The sequence below is a fragment of the Inhella sp. genome (assembly GCF_027532025.1).
Classification (GTDB): domain Bacteria; phylum Pseudomonadota; class Gammaproteobacteria; order Burkholderiales; family Burkholderiaceae_C; genus Inhella.
This window is the reverse complement of record NZ_JAPZSY010000015.1, coordinates 1-14705: the sequence shown is the minus strand read 5'-3', so window position 1 is coordinate 14705 and position 14705 is coordinate 1. Positions and strand designations below refer to the sequence as shown.

The window sequence follows — 14705 nt, the reverse complement described above, 5'->3', positions numbered from 1 at the left end:
CGGCCCGGGCGCCGATCACCTGGGTGCGCAGCAGCAGGCGCTCTTCCAAGTCGTCGGCCAGGCGTTCGAGCACGGGGCCCAAGGCGCCGCTGGCCTCGCCGGCGGCGACCACGCCCCGGTAGACCTCGTCGAACTCGCGCGGCGCCGTGGCCATGGCCCTCGACACGCTGTTGCCGGCGTTGACCTCGGCCCGCAGGCTGGCCACCAACTCGCGCTGCCGGGGCGTTTCGGCCTCTTCGGCCAGGGCGGTGAGGGCGCGCTCCAAAGGCAGGCCGCTGCCCACCAGCCCGGCCAACTGCCGGGTCCAGACCGCCAGGCTGGCGGCGCTGAAGGCGCGCGGCTGCAGGCTCCAGCCCGAGCCGGTCGGAGCCTGGGTCACGGCGGTCACGCTCAGTGGCGTGAGCCCGCGTTCGCGCAACAGGCTGCGCGCGGCGCGCGGTGTGTCGGCTTCGATCAGCCCCTGTTGGGTGCGGCCGCTGGCTTCCAGGGCCTCGTACTTGTAGGCGGGCATGCGGCGGCTCGGTCAGTCGCGCGTGGCGCGCAGCACTTCCTCTTGGGTGGTGATGCCAGCGCGCACCAGTCGCTCGCCGTCTTCGCGCATGCTGCGCAGGCCGCGGGCGCGTGCCGCTTCCCAGAGGGCGGATTCGGCCGCTTGCTCGTGGATGAGTTGCCGCAGGGCGTCGTCGGCCACCATCAGTTCGTACAAGCCGGTGCGCCCCTTGTAGCCGGTGTGGCTGCATTCGGCGCAGCCCACGGGATGCCAGCGGCCGTCGGGCTCCTGCCGCTTGCAACTGGGGCACAGCTTGCGCACCAGCCGTTGCGCGAGCACGCCCAGCACGGAGCTGGACAGCAGGAAGGGCTCGACGCCCATGTCGGCCAAACGTGTCACCGCACTGGGCGCGTCGTTGGTGTGCAGCGTGGCCAGCACCAAGTGGCCGGTGAGTGAGGCCTGGATGGCGATTTGCGCGGTTTCGAAGTCGCGGATCTCGCCAATCATGATCGTGTCGGGGTCCTGGCGGAGGATGGCACGCAGGGCTTTGGCAAAGGTCAGGTCGATCTTGCTGTTGACCTGGGTTTGTCCAATGCCGGCCAGTTCGTACTCGATCGGGTCTTCGACGGTGAGCACGTTGCTGCTGGCGGTGTCGATGGTTTGCAGCGCGGCGTACAAGGTGGTGGTTTTGCCCGAGCCCGTGGGTCCGGTGACCAGCACGATGCCGTGGGGCTGGGCCACCAGCCGGCGGAAGGCCTGCAGCACGTCGTCTGCCATGCCCAGGGAGCCGAGGTTGAACTTGGCGTCGCTCTTGTCCAGCAGGCGCAACACCGCCCGCTCGCCATGGGCACTGGGCAAGGTGGAGACGCGCACGTCGATGGCGCGGCCGCCGATGCGCAAGGAGATGCGCCCATCTTGCGGCAGTCGCTTTTCGGCGATGTCGAGTTCCGCCATGATCTTCAAACGGCTGATCAGCGCCGCGTGCAAAGCGCGGTTGGGCTGCACCACCTCGCGCAGGCTGCCGTCCACCCGGAAGCGCACGGCACTGCTGCGCTCGTAGGGTTCGATGTGGATGTCGCTCGCGCCGTCCTTGGCCGCTTGGGTCAGCAGCGCGTTGAGCATGCGGATGATGGGCGCGTCGTTGGCGGCCTCCAGCAGGTCTTCGACGGCCGGCAGGTCTTGCATCAGGCGCGACAAGTCCACCGCCGACTCGACTTCGCCGATGACGAGGGCCGCGCTGCCCTCGCCCCCGGCGTAGGCCGCCTGGATGCGGTCGAGCAGCGCGCTGGCCAGCTCGGCCTCCACGCGATCCACCGCGTGGTGGCGCTGCACTTCGGTCAGGGCCGCCCCGCTGCAGTCGGGAGCAGCCCACAGCACGGTCTCGTCGGGACCGACTTCCAGCAGCAGACGCTGGGCCTTGGCGAAAGCGTAGGGCAGAGGGTGGCGCATGCTCAGGCGAGGTTCACTGACCGCGGGGCGCAGGTTGAGCGGGCATGAGGGGCGCGCCGGTGTCGGGCAGCACCAAGGAGCGCTCCGGCTTCAGGTCGCCCTGCACCGCACGAATCTGCTGGTAGCGGTCCAGCGTCAGCGTCGTGGCGTCCTCCGCGGACCGCATGACGATGGGGCGCAGGAAGATCATCAAATTGCTCTTCGTGCGCCTGCGGTTCTCGCCCTTGAACAGATTGCCGATGAGGGGAATCTTGCTCAGGCCGGGAACGCCGCTGTTGCCGTCGCTGTACTCGTCTTGCATGAGGCCGCCCAGCACCAGGAGGTCGTTGTTGTCGACGCTGACCGTGGTTTGCACCGAGGTCTTGTTGGTGATGGGCCCTTGGGCCGACTGCGAACCGATGCTGGACAGCTCTTGCGTCACCACCATGCGGATGGCGCCGCCCTCTCCGATTTGGGACTTGACCTTCAGGATCAGGCCCACGTCCCTGCGTTCGACGGTTTGGAAGGGATTGACGGTGCTGTTGCCCGTGCCCTGGGCGTAGCTGCCCGTCAGGAAGGGCACGTTCTGGCCGACAAGGATCTGCGCCTCTTCGTTGTCCAGGGCCACCAAGGTGGGCATGGACAAGATGTTGCCGCCGCCCTCCTGCTCCAGGAAGTTGGCCAGCGCCCCCAGGGTGTAGTACTGGCCGAACTTCTTGAGCACGCCCAAATTCAAGCCCGCTGGCGCCGGGCTGTTGGCCAGTGCGGTGGTAACGCCGCTCAGGCCGTTCGCGATGGCCCCGGTGGCTGTGATGATGTTGCTGCTGCCCGCACCGAAGTTGGTGCCCGCGCCCGTGATCGTGCTGTCGCCCTTGTTGCCGAAGACGTTTTGCCACTGGACGCCAAATTGGGCGCTCTTGCTGGTGTCCAGCTTGACGATCATGGCTTCCACAAAGACCTGGGCGCGGCGGCCATCGAGTTGGTCGATGACCACCCGCATTTGGCGGTAGAGCGGTTCGGGTGCGGTGATGATGAGGGAGTTGGTGGCGGGGTCGGCCTGCACGAAGCCCCCCGTGGAGGGGCTGGCCGACGTGGCCACGCCGGGCGTGCTGCCCAAGCCGAGGCCGCCGCCCGCGCCTGCATTGCCTGCACCCGAGCCCACCGTGGGCACGGCACTGACCGCCGGCGTGGGGCTGTTGGCGGGCCCCGCGTTGCTGCCCCCGCCGCCGCCGCCCTGGCTGAAGGCGGCGCGCAGCACCTGGGCCAGCTTGGTGGCGTCGGCGTTCTTCAGGTGAACGACCCGGATGGGGCTGCTCGCGTCGGGGCTGGGTTGGTCCAGCTTGAGCACCAGGGCCTTGAGCGCGGCCAAGCGCACGGGGTTGGCGGCGCGCAGGATCAGGGCGTTGGCGCGGGGGTCGGGCAGCACGGTGCTGCCACCGGTCCCGCCGGGTGCGCCCGGCGCGGCGGCGGCGCCATCGCCCAGCTTTTGGACCAAAGAGGCCAAGTCGGCGGCCACGGCGTGCTGCAGGGGCACGATTTCGACGTCCGACGCTGCCGGCGTGTCCAGCGCGGCGATGATTTTGGCCAAGCGCGCCAGGTTGTCGGCGTAGTCGGTGATGACCAGGCTGTTGTTGCCTGGGTTGGCGTTGATGGTGTTGTTGATGTTGACCAGGGGCCGCAGGATCGCCACGAGGTTGTTGGCGTTTTCGTGTTTCAGCGAGAACACCTGGGTCACGATCAGGTCGCCCTTGCCCCGTTGGTCGTCCAGCAACACGCCGGTGGCCAGCAGCTTGGCTTCGGCTTCAGGCACCACTTTGAGCAGACCGGCCGCGTCAACGACCGCAAAGCCCAAGCCACGCAAGGCGGTCAGGTACTGCGCATAGGCCTCGGCGGGCCGCAGCGGTTGATCGCTGTACAGCGTCATTTGTCCCTTGACGCGCGGATCGACCACCAAGGTTTTGCCCAGCATGCTGCCCATGGCGCGGGTCACGGCTTCGACGTCGGCATTGACGAAGTTAAGCGTCACCTGCGTGTCGGCGCGCACGGCCGGTGCTCGGTTGGCTTGCGACCAGACCAGGGCGGGGGTGGCCAAGGCTGCCGTCAAGGCCGCCATGGCCAAGGTGCGCAGGGGGAAGGGGGCGGCAGTCGTCATGGTCGGGTCAGCCAAGTGTGATCAGCGATCGGGCGCCTTCACGGCGCCCCACGATGTTCAAGAGGTTGTCAAGCGCAGTCTCGTAGCCCGGGGCGGCTTCCGCCTGTCCCTGCATCTGCAAGCGGGGTTGCCAGCGACCCTGCGCTTGCAAGCGCAGGGCAGCCCCCTCGCGCGTCTCCAGGGTCAGTGAGCCTGGGGCTTCCAGGCGCAACTCGTAGTTGCCCAGCGGGGCTACCGTGGCCAGGCGCGTGCTCAGGTTGTTCAGCTGCATCTGCACCCCGCCTTCCATCGGCTGGCCTGGTGTGCCGGGGTCCAGCTTCAAGCCCTGCGTGCTGCCCAAGGTGAGCTGGCCTTGCGGTTGCAAGGTGTTGAACGGGGTGCCGAGTCCGCTGAGCCAGTTGGCAGGCAGCCGGGCCCAGGGCGTTGGGCTGGCGGGAATGCTGAACGACCAGCCCCGCCAGGAGGGGGTCACGCGCAGGGTCACGGGGTCGGTGCTGCAGCAGTCCAGCTTCAGGCGGAGCGTGGCCGAGCCGTCCGACCAACCCCAGGTCCAGTGCAAGCGACCGGGCAGCCGGCTGGCATCGCGGCTGCCCGGTCCGGCCGTGAGCACCACTTGGGCCGAGCCGAACCACAAGCTGCCCCGTGAATCGGCCAGCATCAAGCGTTGGTCGGTGTGGCGGCCCACAGCGTCGGCCAGCCACCGGGCTGGGGCCTGCCAAGCCAGGGCCGCGGCGGCGCCCAGCACCAGGGCCACCGCAATCCGGAGTCGGGTCGATCTCGGACGCGGCGTCATGGGCGCGCCCCAGCGGCCAAGAGCACGCTGCCGCTGTAGCGCTCGCCCTGGCGTTGCAGCTGAACGCTGACCGGCGCCATGCGCGCGGCCCGCCGAACTTCGCCCAGCCAGGGCAGCAAAAGCTTGGCGTCGACGTCTTGCAGGTTCACCAAGACCTGGTCGCCCTGGGGCGTGACCTTGGCTTGCGGCCCCAGGCGTTGCGTGGCCGCTTCCAGGGCGGTGCGGGCGTCGGCGACCGAGACCGGGGCCTGCTGCCGCAGCGCTTGCGCTTCCAGGGCGGCTTGCTGCACCCGTTGCAGGTCGGCTTCCAGGCGAGCCAGCTTTTGCGGGCCTTGTTGCAAGGTGATCCAAGCCGGCCGCAGGCCGACACCGACGAGCAGGGCGAAGCTCAGCGCGCATGCGGCCACGCCCACAGCGACGCGCTCGCGCGGGTTGAGTTGCTGCCAAGCTTGGCGACCGGTGTCGATCGGTGAGGTCATGGGGTGTTGCCTCGGGGCTGAAGCACCAAACGGGGGCCGTCTTGCTGCAGGCTCACGCCATCGGCGGCCAGGGCTTGACCGAAAGCGGGCGTCCAGTCGTCCTGCCAGCCAGGCGCCGAGAGGGTGAGGCGATCGCCTTCGAAGGCGATGGCCTGCACCGCTGGGGCGCCTTCGGGCCAACGGCGGGCCGCGGCGCCCAGCAAGGCTTCGATGTCTTGCGGGCCGCTCGCGCCCGCGGCGCGGCGCAGTTCGCCGAGTTGGCGCTCCACGCGGCCCACGTCGCCAGCCCAGCCAGGGAACTGCGACTGCGCGGCGGCCTGCAAGGCCTGTGCCCGAGCACGCTCTTGCCGCTGCTGCTGGAAGGCGAGGGCATTCAGGCCCACGATTTGGGCGCCCACCAGCGCCACCATGCCCCAGCGCCAGGCCCGCCACTCGGGTTGCATGAGCCGATGGCCCAGGTGCTGCAAGGCATGCAGGCCCCGCAGTTGGGGCGTCAAGGGGCCTTGGCGGAGGTTCCAAGGGCTTTGCGCGGCTTCGGCCCAGGTTTGGGAGGCGCTGCGCACCGCCACCGCTTGCTCGCGCCAGGCTTCCACCGCAGCGACGGCGGCGGGGTCGGCGCTCCAGCGGGCTGCCACGCCCGCCAGGCGCTGACGGGAATACCCGCCAGCCAGCGGCAGCAGGGTGACGCCGTCGGCGTCGCGCCAAACCACCCGCAACTGCCCCGCCTGGTCTTGCACATGGGCTTGAGGCACTTCGCCGGCCGCGAGGGGCCAGGCAACGGGCGCGATGCCGTCCACGCGGCGCCCTGTCGCTTCGGCCGCCTCGATGGCCGCCTGCAGGGGCGCCATGGGCGTGATGGCCACCCAGGTGTCGCTGCCGGCCCGGGCGTCGCTCGGCAGGGCAAACAGCAGTTGCTCGGGGTCGTCGAGCAGCGCGTCCTCCAGCAGTCCGGGCAGGGCTGCGCGCCAGCGTTTGGCGGGTGTTGCCGGCAGGGTGGCGCGCATCCATGTCAGGCGCTGAGGCGCCAGCGCCAGCACCACCCGCTCCGCCGGGGGCCACAGCGCGGGGCCATCGTGGCCCTGGCGCAGCAAGGCGCCACCATCGTCCACCAGCAGCCAATCCCAGGCATCGGCGGGAGGTCCATCGGGCAAGGGCAGGATCAGCGTGGGCATGGAAGACGCCAGCGGGCACCGGTTCGGAGGCTGCGCCCGAGGGCGCAGGGAGAGCCGCTACAGCGGCGCGCGATTCTAGGCAGCGCGGCCGACGCGCTCGGGTTGCGAGGCCCAGGGGCTTCCCCGGGGCGATCCGGTGGGTTTCGGGGGGTCATGGGGCCGCCGGCACCACGCGCTCGCGCCACATCAGCTCGACGTCCAGGCCGCGACGGCGCACGAGCGAGCGCTGTTCGATGACGCGATCGTCCAGCCGCAGGCGGCCGGCGACGATGAAATGGTTGCTGTTGACCGCCAGGCGTTCGCCGTTCAGAGGGGCACCTTCGGGCAGCAGCGGCTTGAGGTCCTCCAACCGACGGAACGGCTTGCTGCTGCGGGCTTGCACGATGCGGTCGGCGCTGGCCAGGTCCAGGCCGTCGAACAGGGCCGCGATGACTTCGCGCGGCGCGGTGTTCAGATTGACCGGTGTGGGTGTGGGCAGCACGGTGATCCAGGGCTCGAGCCGGGTCACGCTGCGCTCGTCGAGCCCCAGCCAGCGCAGCTGCGCCACACTGCGTGGCCGCAAAGGCACGTTGGCGTTCTCGTTGTCGTTCTGCGATTGGCTGGCCGCTCGCAGGTTCTGGATAAGCCGGCTGGTGCTGCCGCCGTCCAAGCCGGCGCTGGCGCACAGGCGCTGCAAGGTGCGCAGCTCCAACGGGTCCGGCTCCCGGCTGCGAAACACATTCGCCAGGTTGTACCGAGCCTGAGCGTCGGTGATGGCGCCGGACAAGAAGGCGTCGGGTCCGCTGTCGGCATCGGCGCCTCCCCCTTCGGCCGCCAGGAAGGTGGACAGCCGGGCCTCGGCCAAGGGCACGGCCCAGACCTCGCCCAAGTGGTCGACGGGTTCGGCTTGGTTGGCGCGTGCGTCTTCGCGCAAGATCAGACGCGCCCAGTCCAAGGCGCCGCTGAGCACCCAGGTGGCCTGTGTGCGAGCGCGATCGGCGGCTTCGGTGGCCAGGGCTCGATGCTGCTGCCACACCATGGCGGCGGCGAGGGTGGCGATCAGGGTCACCACCAGCAGCGCGGTCAACAACGCTGCGCCACGGGCGGGCTGCGGGGGCTGGCGCCTCATGTGCCTCCCGGGACCAAGACCTGGTGCACCAAGGGGCCGCCCACACCGTGCCCCCCCTCGAACACCAAACGCAGCCGAATGCCGGCCGGCAAGGTGGCGCGCGCCTCGCCCGGGTTGGGGTTCACGCCGGGTGGGTTGGCGGGTGGATTGCCCGGCGTGGGGGCTTTGGGGGCCGTGGCGCTGCTGGCTTCCAGGTCGGCGCTGGACATGGCGTTGGTCCAGGCGTTGAGCCGGAAGTAGGCCAACTGCCACGTCCCGACCCCATCCAGCACGGGCAGGGCCTGTGGCGTCAGTGTGCTCGTCTGTTGGCTGCGCCGGTAGGCCGCCAGCAAGTTGGGTTGGGTGGTGACCGGCGTCGACGCCCAGCGCCACCAGCGCCCTTCGTCCACCCACCAGACGACCACCTGCAGGCCCTCAGCGCTGCGCCGGGTGAAACGCAGGGCGCGGCCGTCGTAGTCCAGCGCGGGCACCACTTGGCTGTCTTGCAGTTCGGACAAGTCGCGCTCCCACTGCGCCAGCGCGGTTTGCAGCCGGCTGCTGAGGGCCACGCTCTCGGCGCCGACGGTGCGGGCCCGCAGCAGCCCGTCGATGCCGCGCCAGGCCAAGCCCGTCAGCAAGGCCAGCAGGGCGATGGCGACCAGCACCTCGACCAGGGTGAAGCCGCGCGAGCGCGAACGGCGCCGCATCTCAGTAGCGCCCCAACACGGTGGAGATCACGACCATGCGCGGCACCTCGGGCGTGCCAACCACGGCGTCCACCCGCCGGAACCCGGGGTTGGGGGTGCCGCGCACTTCCAGCCGGCCGGTGAAGCTCAGACCGATCTGTTCGCACCCAAAGGTGCTGTCGCCCACGCCGGGGAACTGCTTGGTCAGCTTCAACTCCACCAACTGGTTTTCAGCGCACCACTGCGCCGCCGTGACGGCTTGCAGCCGCTCGGCATTGCCGATCAAGGTCTGCGCGGCCTTCATGCCGGCGGCCAGGGTGATGGCGACGATGCTCAGGGCCACCAGCACTTCGATGAGGGTGAATCCGCGCGGTTTCATCGGTCACGGCGCCTTGGCGCTTTCGCGCTGGATGGCGAAGGGGCCCAGTCCGTCGGTGTGCAGCCGCAGCTCGGCATCCCCACGCCGCAGCACCAGGGTCTGGGCCGGGATCAGGGGGTCCGGGCCGAGCGCCACCGCGTCGGCCACCGGCTCCAGCTGCACCGTGGGCGGGGGCTCGCTGAGCCATTGCGTGGGCCACGAGGCGGCGCTTGGCAGCCCCTCGAAGCGAAAGTGTTGCCCGCTCTCGGCCCCCTGGGCGCGCCACCGCACGGTGAGCGACTGGATGCGCGCTTCCAGGCGCGCGGCATCGAGCAAGGTGGCCAAGCGCTCGGCGTCGCGCTCCAGCAAGTCGCGATCGGAGTCGCGCATGGCCAGGGCCACGGTGGCGGTGGCCAGGGCGATCAAGGCCAGCACCACCAGCAGTTCGATCAGCGTGAAGCCGCGGGCGCGGCCCCAGCGATCGCGGGCGCTCAAGGCTGCCAGGACCCGATGTCGGCGTTCACGCCCTCGCCACCGGCGACCCCGTCGGCTCCGAAGCTGAACACCTCGACCTCACCGGCCCGCCCCGGAACCGTGTACTGGTACGGGTTGCCCCAAGGGTCCTTGGGGGCCTTTTCCACATAAGTGCGCCAGTTGGCCGGGATCGGTCCGGTGGTGGGCTTGCGCAGCAGGGCGTCGAGCCCTTGTTCTTGGGTGGGATAGCGGAAGTTGTCCAGCTTGTAGAGCTTGAGGGCGTTCATCAGGGACTGAATGTCGCTGCGTGCCGTGGTCACACGCGCGTCGTCGGCGCGGTTCAGGACATTGGGCACCACCAGCGCCGCCAGCAAGCCGATGATGACCAGCACGACCAGCAGTTCAATCAGCGTGAAGCCGCGGAGGCGGCCCGTCTCGGGGTATCTGCGCATGGAAAACGAAGCGTTGGCGGCTGAGATCTCGGGAGAGCTCATGATAATCAGCCGCCATGGCATCCCGTCTCCTGACTCTCCTGACCTGGATCCTGGTGGGCGCTTCGGTCGTGGCCTATGGCTTGCGCGCTTGGCCAGGGTCGGCCCCCAGCAACGCGCCGCTGGCCGTCTCCCATGCGGCCGACATCGGCGCGCCTGAAGACGCCTGGCGTCGTCTCTTGGGTTCGAGCGTCGTCACGACGGAAGCGCCCCCGCCCACGGACGCCCGCTACAGCCTGCTGGGCGTTGCCGCGCCCCGGGCCGACGAGCTCCAGCGCGTTCAGGGCGTGGCCCTGTTGTCGGTCGATGGGGCACCGGCGCGTGCCTACCGTGTGGGCCAATGGGTGGACCCGCAGACGCAGGTCCTGGCTGTTTCGGCCCGCGGCGTTGATTTGGGTCGCGACGGCGTCGTGCGCGCCCATTTGCCGCTGCAGGCTCCCCCGGCTCCCGCCACCGGCGCGTTGCCTGGCCTGCCCGGAGGCATCGTGACGGGCTCTGTCGCGCCCTCCATGGCTGCGACGCGCATGGTCATGCCTCCGATCCCCACCGGCCCCATCCCAGGCGTCGCCCCGCCGGTCATGCCCACGCCGTTGGCCGAACCCACCTCGAACGACGGCTCGGGTCGCGGCAGCGACGAGGCCGGCCCCCGCCGCGTGGACGCCAACACCGCGCGTTGAATCAGCGCGGCAGGTCGTGGCCTTCGCTGAGCAAGGCGGCGGCGCTGCGCACCCAAGGCCAGGTCAGCGCGGCGCCGTCGCCGTCCAGGCCGTTCAAACCCAGGTCCGCCAACGCTGCGGCCGAGAAGCCGCGTAGCGCGGTGTCCATGTCGGGACCCGCGCTGCTGCGGCAGAACACGACGTAGTCGGTCACGGCGGGCGCCAACCGCGCCGCCACGCGCAACGCTGCGCAGGCGGCCATCCCGTCCACCAAGAGCACACGACGTCGCGACGCACCTGCCAGCAAAACCCCCGCCATCGTGGCAATGTCGTGCCCGCCCAGGGCGGCCAAGGTGTCGATGGGGTCGGCGCTGGGCGGGTGCCGATTCAGAGCCGCTTGGGCGGCTTGGAGTGCAAGGGGGTTGCCACGCGCCGGCCACAACTCCACCAGGGGCCGTCCTTCCAAACGGGCCAAGAGCAGGGCCCCGATTTCAGCCGCCCCCTGGCCGATGGCCGCCACCGCCATGGCATTGCCCGGATGCGCTTCGGCCAGCTCCATGCCCACGCGCAGCGCCGCTTGCACCTGGTCTTTCGACAGGGCGTGCCCAAGACGCGGGTTGCGGCTGCCGTGGGCCAGCTTGCGCGGCTGGAGCATGGGGTGCGCCGGCAAATCGTCGGCCATGCCGCAATCCACCACGTTCAGGGTCAGCCCGTTGGACCGTGCCAGCCAGGCGCAGGGCAGGCGGGCCTGCAGCGCCAGCATGGCGCGCTGAGACGTGGGCAGAGCCCAAGCCTGACCGGCTCCGTCCAAGGCCAAGCCGTGGTCGGCGGCAAACAGGTGCAGGCTGGGCTGATGGAAGCGCGGCATGGCGCTGCGCTGCACGAGCCCGATCTGCACCGCCACGTCCTCCAGCGACCCCCACTGGCCGCCCGGCGGCGCACGGGCGGCCAGCCTGGCGCGCAAGGTGTCTTCCAGGGCCTTGTTGTGCGTGGAGGCGATCAGCGCGGCAGGCAGCGACATCAGCGTAGAAACAAGTGGTAGGCCGCGTTGCGGCTTTCGTCCTGGAAGGGGTAACCCAGCCCGCGCAAAAAGCGCTGGAAGGCGGCGCCATCGCGCGGGGGCACCTGGATGCCCATCAGCACGCGGCCGTAGTCGGCGCCTTGGTTGCGATAGTGAAACAGGCTGATGTTCCAGGCCGGGTTCATCGCATCCAGGAAGCGCATCAGGGCGCCCGGGCGTTCGGGAAATTGGAATCGGACCAGCCGCTCGTCGGCCGCTTGTGCCGAGCGCCCACCCACCAAATGGCGCAGGTGCAGTTTGGCCAACTCGTCGCCCGTGAGGTCGAGGCACGCGAAGCCGTGCTTGGTGAAGTGACGGGCCATCTTGTCGGCCTCGCCCGGTTTGCTCATGGACAGACCCACGAACAGGTGGGCCTGGTCGCCTCCGCTCAGCCGGTAGTTGAATTCGGTCAGGCTGCGCGTGCCCAGCAACTCGCAAAACCGTTTCAGGCTGCCGCGTGCTTCGGGCAAGGTCACCGCGAACAGCGCTTCGCGCTGTTCGCCCACCTCGGCCCGCTCCGCGACGAAGCGCAGCCGGTCGAAGTTCATGTTCGCGCCGCAGGTGATCGTGGCAAACGTTTGCCCTTTGCAGCCGGTGCGCGCCACGTGCTGCTTGATGGCCGCCACACCCAACGCGCCCGCCGGCTCCACCACCGACCGCGTGTCTTCGAAGATGTCCTTGATGGCTGCGCACACGGCGTCGGTATCGACGCGAATCCAGCCGTCGACCAGGGCTTGCGCCACGCGGAAGGTTTCGTCGCCCACGCGCTTGACGGCCGTGCCATCGCTGAACAGCCCCACCTCGTTCAACGGCACGATGCGGCCGGCCTCACAGCTCTGCGCCATGGCGTCGGAGTCGGTCGTCTGCACACCGATCACCCGCACCTCGGGACGAATAGCTTTGATGCACGCCGCCACGCCGGCAATCAAGCCGCCGCCGCCCACGGCCACGAACACCGCGTCCAGGGGGCCGGTGTGCTGCTGCAGCAGTTCCAGGCCCACCGTGCCTTGACCGGCGATGACGTCGGGGTCGTCGAAGGGGTGGATGTAGGTCAGGCCCTCGGCGTCGCGCAGTCGCAGCGCCTCCACTTGGGCGTCGCTGAACGAATCGCCGTGCAGCACCACGTCGCCCCCCAGGGCGACCACGGCATCGATCTTCACGCGCGGCGTTGTCACCGGCATCACGATGCGGGCCATGCCGCCCAGCTTGCGCGCCGCCAGCGCCACGCCCTGCGCGTGGTTACCGGCCGACGCGCAGATGACGCCCCGGGCCAACTGCTCGGGGCTCAGTTGCGCCATGCGGTTGTACGCCCCGCGCAACTTGAAGCTGAAGACGGGCTGCTGGTCTTCGCGCTTGAGCAAGACCTGGTTGCCCAGTCGCTTCGTCAGCCGGCGTGCCAAGGTCAGGGGCGTGACCTGCGCCACGTCGTAAACCCGGGCGCGCAGGATGCGCTGCAAGTAGCTGTCGGTGTCCAGGTTCAGCAGGGGTTTGGCGGGGGCAGGGGGGCGGGGCATTGGGGGACCGGGGTGGGAGCGCCGGCAAGGCGGGCCTACCATGCTGCCATGAACTGCACGATCACTTGGGGTGGCCCTGGCGGCATGAGCTTCCACGCAGCCACCGGAACGGGACACTGGGTCAACATGGATGGCGCGCCCGAAGGCGGTGGACGCAACCTCGCCCCACGGCCGATGGAGATGCTGCTGGTCGGGGCTGGCGGCTGCACGGCCTACGACGTGGTGCTCATCCTTCAGCGGGGGCGACATGCCGTGCTGGGCTGCAGCGTCGACGTGCAGGCCGAGCGGGCCGACGTCGATCCCAAAGTCTTCACCCGCATCCACCTGGCTTTCAAGGTCAGCGGCCGGGCGTTGCCGGTGGCCGCGGTGGAGCGCGCCGTGGCCCTTTCACACGAAAAGTATTGTTCGGCCACCGCCATGCTGGCCCATACCGCGGCCATCACCCACAGCGTCGAGGTCGTCGAGGCGCCTTGAGCGGCGGTGTGACGTCAGACGTGGTGCGCCGTGCGCGTCATCACGCTGGCCGCGACGCGCATTGCCGCTCGCACCGCTTCCGGCAGGGGCGCAGCGCCGCGCGCCTGCGCCCAATCCGCGTGGGCGGCCTCGTCGGCTTTCATCTGGTCCACGATGGCTCGGGACGCATGGTCGTCGGCGGGCAGTCGGTCCAAATGCGAGGCCAAGTGGGCCTCCACTTGGCGTTCGGTCTCCACCACGAAACCCAAACTCCAGCGGTCGCCCGCCAAGCCCGCCAGAAGGCCTATGCCGAAGGCGCCGCTCCACCACAGCGGGTTGAGCAGGCTGACGCGCCCGTCCAATTCCTGCAGGCGCTCAGCGCACCAGGCCAAGTGGTCCTCCTCCTCTTGGGCCGACCGGGCCAGTTCGGCCTGCAGTTGGGGATCCCTGCTGGTGAGGGCTTGCGCGGCGTACAGTGCTTGCGCACACACCTCACCCACGTGGTTGACGCGCATCAGCGCCGCCGACAAGCGCGCGGACTCCGGCGCCAAGGGGGGCGATGAGGCGGATTGAGGGCGGGGGCGTTGTGCGCGTACAACACCGCTGACCGTGCGCAAAGCCTTGTCGAAGCCGGTGATCCACCGGTCGAGCGACTGTCGATTGCCCCATGTTTTCATGGGCTTGAGTGTAGAAACCGCCGGACGCTGTGTGTTGTTTCGAATCAGCAACTGCGTGCGTGTCATCTCAACGTCATAGACACTCGTCGATGATGCACAACGTTGAAGCGGCCTCGATGGGCGAGGGCGCGGGCCTCAGCAGGAGTAGGTATGAAGAAAACGATCGTGGCGCTGTCAGCGCTGGTGGTGTCGGCTGGCGCGATGGCGCAGTCGTCGGTGACCGTGTTTGGCGTGGTGGACTTGGCCCTGCGCGACCTGAAGGGCGTGGGCTCGGTCAAGACCTTGTCGAACGAAGGCCGTGCAGCCAGCCGCCTGGGCTTCCGTGGCGTCGAAGACATCGGCGGTGGCCTCAAGGCCAGCTTCCACATCGAGCACGGTTTCAGCCCTGACACGGGCGTGGCCGACGCGGTGTTTTGGCAGCGCCGCGCCACCGTGAGCCTGTCGGGCAGCTTTGGCGAAGTGCGCCTGGGTCGCCAGAAATCCGCCACGCGTACGTTGATTGATGAGTTTGATGTTTTTGGCACCAGCGGCATGCCGGGCCTGAACCGCATCATCGGTTTGGATCGCAACCGCATGGACAACCAATTGGCTTACTACCTGCCGAAGATGGGCGACTTCTACGGCAACGCGGAAGTGACCGCCGGTGAAGGTTCGACCACCGGCCGCAGTGTCGTCGGTCGCTTGGGCTACCGCACCAAAGCTGTTCACGTTTCGGGGGCCTTCGGCGAGTTCGGC

At 69.4% G+C, this 14705-nt stretch carries 17 protein-coding genes; 3 read left to right on the top strand and 14 right to left on the bottom strand.

Translation table 11 applies throughout. The features are described from left to right. The 11 genes from O9335_RS03430 to gspG all read right to left on the bottom strand — a co-directional run. Positions 1–511: type II secretion system F family protein (locus tag O9335_RS03430; RefSeq protein WP_298383591.1), on the bottom strand; the 511-nt coding region annotated here is incomplete at its 3' end. Positions 512–523: 12 nt separating this feature from the next. Further along, complete coding sequence (gspE, locus tag O9335_RS03425) at positions 524–1939, bottom strand: type II secretion system ATPase GspE (protein ID WP_298383588.1); 1416 nt, start codon at positions 1937–1939, stop codon at positions 524–526. Positions 1940–1952: 13 nt separating this feature from the next. Continuing rightward, on the bottom strand, positions 1953–4070 hold the full coding sequence (gene gspD, locus O9335_RS03420; RefSeq protein ID WP_298383586.1) for a type II secretion system secretin GspD: 2118 nt from the start codon (positions 4068–4070) through the stop codon (positions 1953–1955). 7 nt (positions 4071–4077) lie between these two features. Next, the gene (gene gspN / locus O9335_RS03415) at positions 4078–4863 is read right to left on the bottom strand and encodes a type II secretion system protein N (RefSeq protein ID WP_298383583.1); all 786 of its coding nucleotides are present in this window, start codon (positions 4861–4863) and stop codon (positions 4078–4080) included. Beyond that, positions 4860–5342, bottom strand: coding sequence for a type II secretion system protein GspM (gspM, locus tag O9335_RS03410; protein WP_298383579.1), 483 nt, complete (start codon positions 5340–5342; stop codon positions 4860–4862). Before gspM ends, gspN begins: the two co-directional genes overlap by 4 nt. After that, entirely contained in the window at positions 5339–6514 is a 1176-nt protein-coding gene (gspL, locus tag O9335_RS03405) for a type II secretion system protein GspL (protein WP_298383576.1), read from the bottom strand. Before gspL ends, gspM begins: the two co-directional genes overlap by 4 nt. A 151-nt stretch (positions 6515–6665) precedes the next feature. Continuing rightward, positions 6666–7622, bottom strand: a complete 957-nt coding sequence (gene gspK, locus O9335_RS03400) for a type II secretion system minor pseudopilin GspK (protein ID WP_298383573.1) — start codon at positions 7620–7622, stop codon at positions 6666–6668. Then, on the bottom strand, positions 7619–8308 hold the full coding sequence (locus O9335_RS03395; protein ID WP_298383570.1) for a prepilin-type N-terminal cleavage/methylation domain-containing protein: 690 nt from the start codon (positions 8306–8308) through the stop codon (positions 7619–7621). Before O9335_RS03395 ends, gspK begins: the two co-directional genes overlap by 4 nt. Position 8309: 1 nt before the next feature. Further along, positions 8310–8666, bottom strand: a complete 357-nt coding sequence (gene gspI, locus O9335_RS03390) for a type II secretion system minor pseudopilin GspI (protein WP_298383565.1) — start codon at positions 8664–8666, stop codon at positions 8310–8312. Positions 8667–8669: 3 nt separating this feature from the next. After that, positions 8670–9140 (bottom strand): prepilin-type N-terminal cleavage/methylation domain-containing protein, encoded by a 471-nt coding sequence (locus tag O9335_RS03385; RefSeq protein ID WP_298383563.1) that lies wholly within the window; start codon positions 9138–9140, stop codon positions 8670–8672. Then, on the bottom strand, positions 9137–9571 hold the full coding sequence (gene gspG / locus O9335_RS03380; RefSeq protein ID WP_298383594.1) for a type II secretion system major pseudopilin GspG: 435 nt from the start codon (positions 9569–9571) through the stop codon (positions 9137–9139). The genes O9335_RS03385 and gspG overlap by 4 nt, the downstream gene beginning before the upstream one ends. Positions 9572–9627: 56 nt before the next feature. Between gspG and O9335_RS03375 the strand changes: the two genes are divergently transcribed. Continuing rightward, entirely contained in the window at positions 9628–10287 is a 660-nt protein-coding gene (locus tag O9335_RS03375; protein ID WP_298383561.1) for a hypothetical protein, read from the top strand. Between the two features lies 1 nt (position 10288). Here O9335_RS03375 and O9335_RS03370 read toward each other — a convergent pair whose 3' ends face one another. Together O9335_RS03370 and ilvA are read right to left on the bottom strand one after the other, a co-directional pair. Next, positions 10289–11287 (bottom strand): nicotinate-nucleotide--dimethylbenzimidazole phosphoribosyltransferase, encoded by a 999-nt coding sequence (locus O9335_RS03370; RefSeq protein ID WP_298383559.1) that lies wholly within the window; start codon positions 11285–11287, stop codon positions 10289–10291. Then, positions 11287–12840 (bottom strand): threonine ammonia-lyase, biosynthetic, encoded by a 1554-nt coding sequence (gene ilvA, locus O9335_RS03365; protein WP_298383557.1) that lies wholly within the window; start codon positions 12838–12840, stop codon positions 11287–11289. The genes O9335_RS03370 and ilvA overlap by 1 nt, the downstream gene beginning before the upstream one ends. A gap of 48 nt (positions 12841–12888) precedes the next feature. Between ilvA and O9335_RS03360 the strand changes: the two genes are divergently transcribed. Then, positions 12889–13314, top strand: coding sequence for an OsmC family protein (locus O9335_RS03360; protein WP_298383553.1), 426 nt, complete (start codon positions 12889–12891; stop codon positions 13312–13314). A 14-nt stretch (positions 13315–13328) separates the two neighbouring features. Here O9335_RS03360 and coq7 read toward each other — a convergent pair whose 3' ends face one another. Then, positions 13329–13970, bottom strand: a complete 642-nt coding sequence (gene coq7, locus O9335_RS03355) for a 2-polyprenyl-3-methyl-6-methoxy-1,4-benzoquinone monooxygenase (protein WP_298383552.1) — start codon at positions 13968–13970, stop codon at positions 13329–13331. A gap of 150 nt (positions 13971–14120) precedes the next feature. On the opposite strand from coq7, the gene O9335_RS03350 reads away from it, so the two are divergent. Continuing rightward, positions 14121–14705, top strand: a 585-nt coding sequence (locus O9335_RS03350) for a porin (RefSeq protein WP_298383550.1), incomplete at its 3' end; no start/stop codon positions are given.

Coding starts and splice junctions, on each gene's coding strand:
- gspL (WP_298383576.1), bottom strand. CDS start 6,514: ATGCCCACGCTGATCCTGCCCTTGCCCGATGGACCTCCCGCCGATGCC.
- O9335_RS03375 (WP_298383561.1), top strand. CDS start 9,628: ATGGCATCCCGTCTCCTGACTCTCCTGACCTGGATCCTGGTGGGCGCT.
- gspM (WP_298383579.1), bottom strand. CDS start 5,342: ATGACCTCACCGATCGACACCGGTCGCCAAGCTTGGCAGCAACTCAAC.
- gspG (WP_298383594.1), bottom strand. CDS start 9,571: ATGCGCAGATACCCCGAGACGGGCCGCCTCCGCGGCTTCACGCTGATT.
- ilvA (WP_298383557.1), bottom strand. CDS start 12,840: ATGCCCCGCCCCCCTGCCCCCGCCAAACCCCTGCTGAACCTGGACACC.
- O9335_RS03360 (WP_298383553.1), top strand. CDS start 12,889: ATGAACTGCACGATCACTTGGGGTGGCCCTGGCGGCATGAGCTTCCAC.
- O9335_RS03395 (WP_298383570.1), bottom strand. CDS start 8,308: ATGCGGCGCCGTTCGCGCTCGCGCGGCTTCACCCTGGTCGAGGTGCTG.
- O9335_RS03370 (WP_298383559.1), bottom strand. CDS start 11,287: ATGTCGCTGCCTGCCGCGCTGATCGCCTCCACGCACAACAAGGCCCTG.
- coq7 (WP_298383552.1), bottom strand. CDS start 13,970: ATGAAAACATGGGGCAATCGACAGTCGCTCGACCGGTGGATCACCGGC.
- gspD (WP_298383586.1), bottom strand. CDS start 4,070: ATGACGACTGCCGCCCCCTTCCCCCTGCGCACCTTGGCCATGGCGGCC.
- gspK (WP_298383573.1), bottom strand. CDS start 7,622: ATGAGGCGCCAGCCCCCGCAGCCCGCCCGTGGCGCAGCGTTGTTGACC.
- gspI (WP_298383565.1), bottom strand. CDS start 8,666: ATGAAACCGCGCGGATTCACCCTCATCGAAGTGCTGGTGGCCCTGAGC.
- gspE (WP_298383588.1), bottom strand. CDS start 1,939: ATGCGCCACCCTCTGCCCTACGCTTTCGCCAAGGCCCAGCGTCTGCTG.
- gspN (WP_298383583.1), bottom strand. CDS start 4,863: ATGACGCCGCGTCCGAGATCGACCCGACTCCGGATTGCGGTGGCCCTG.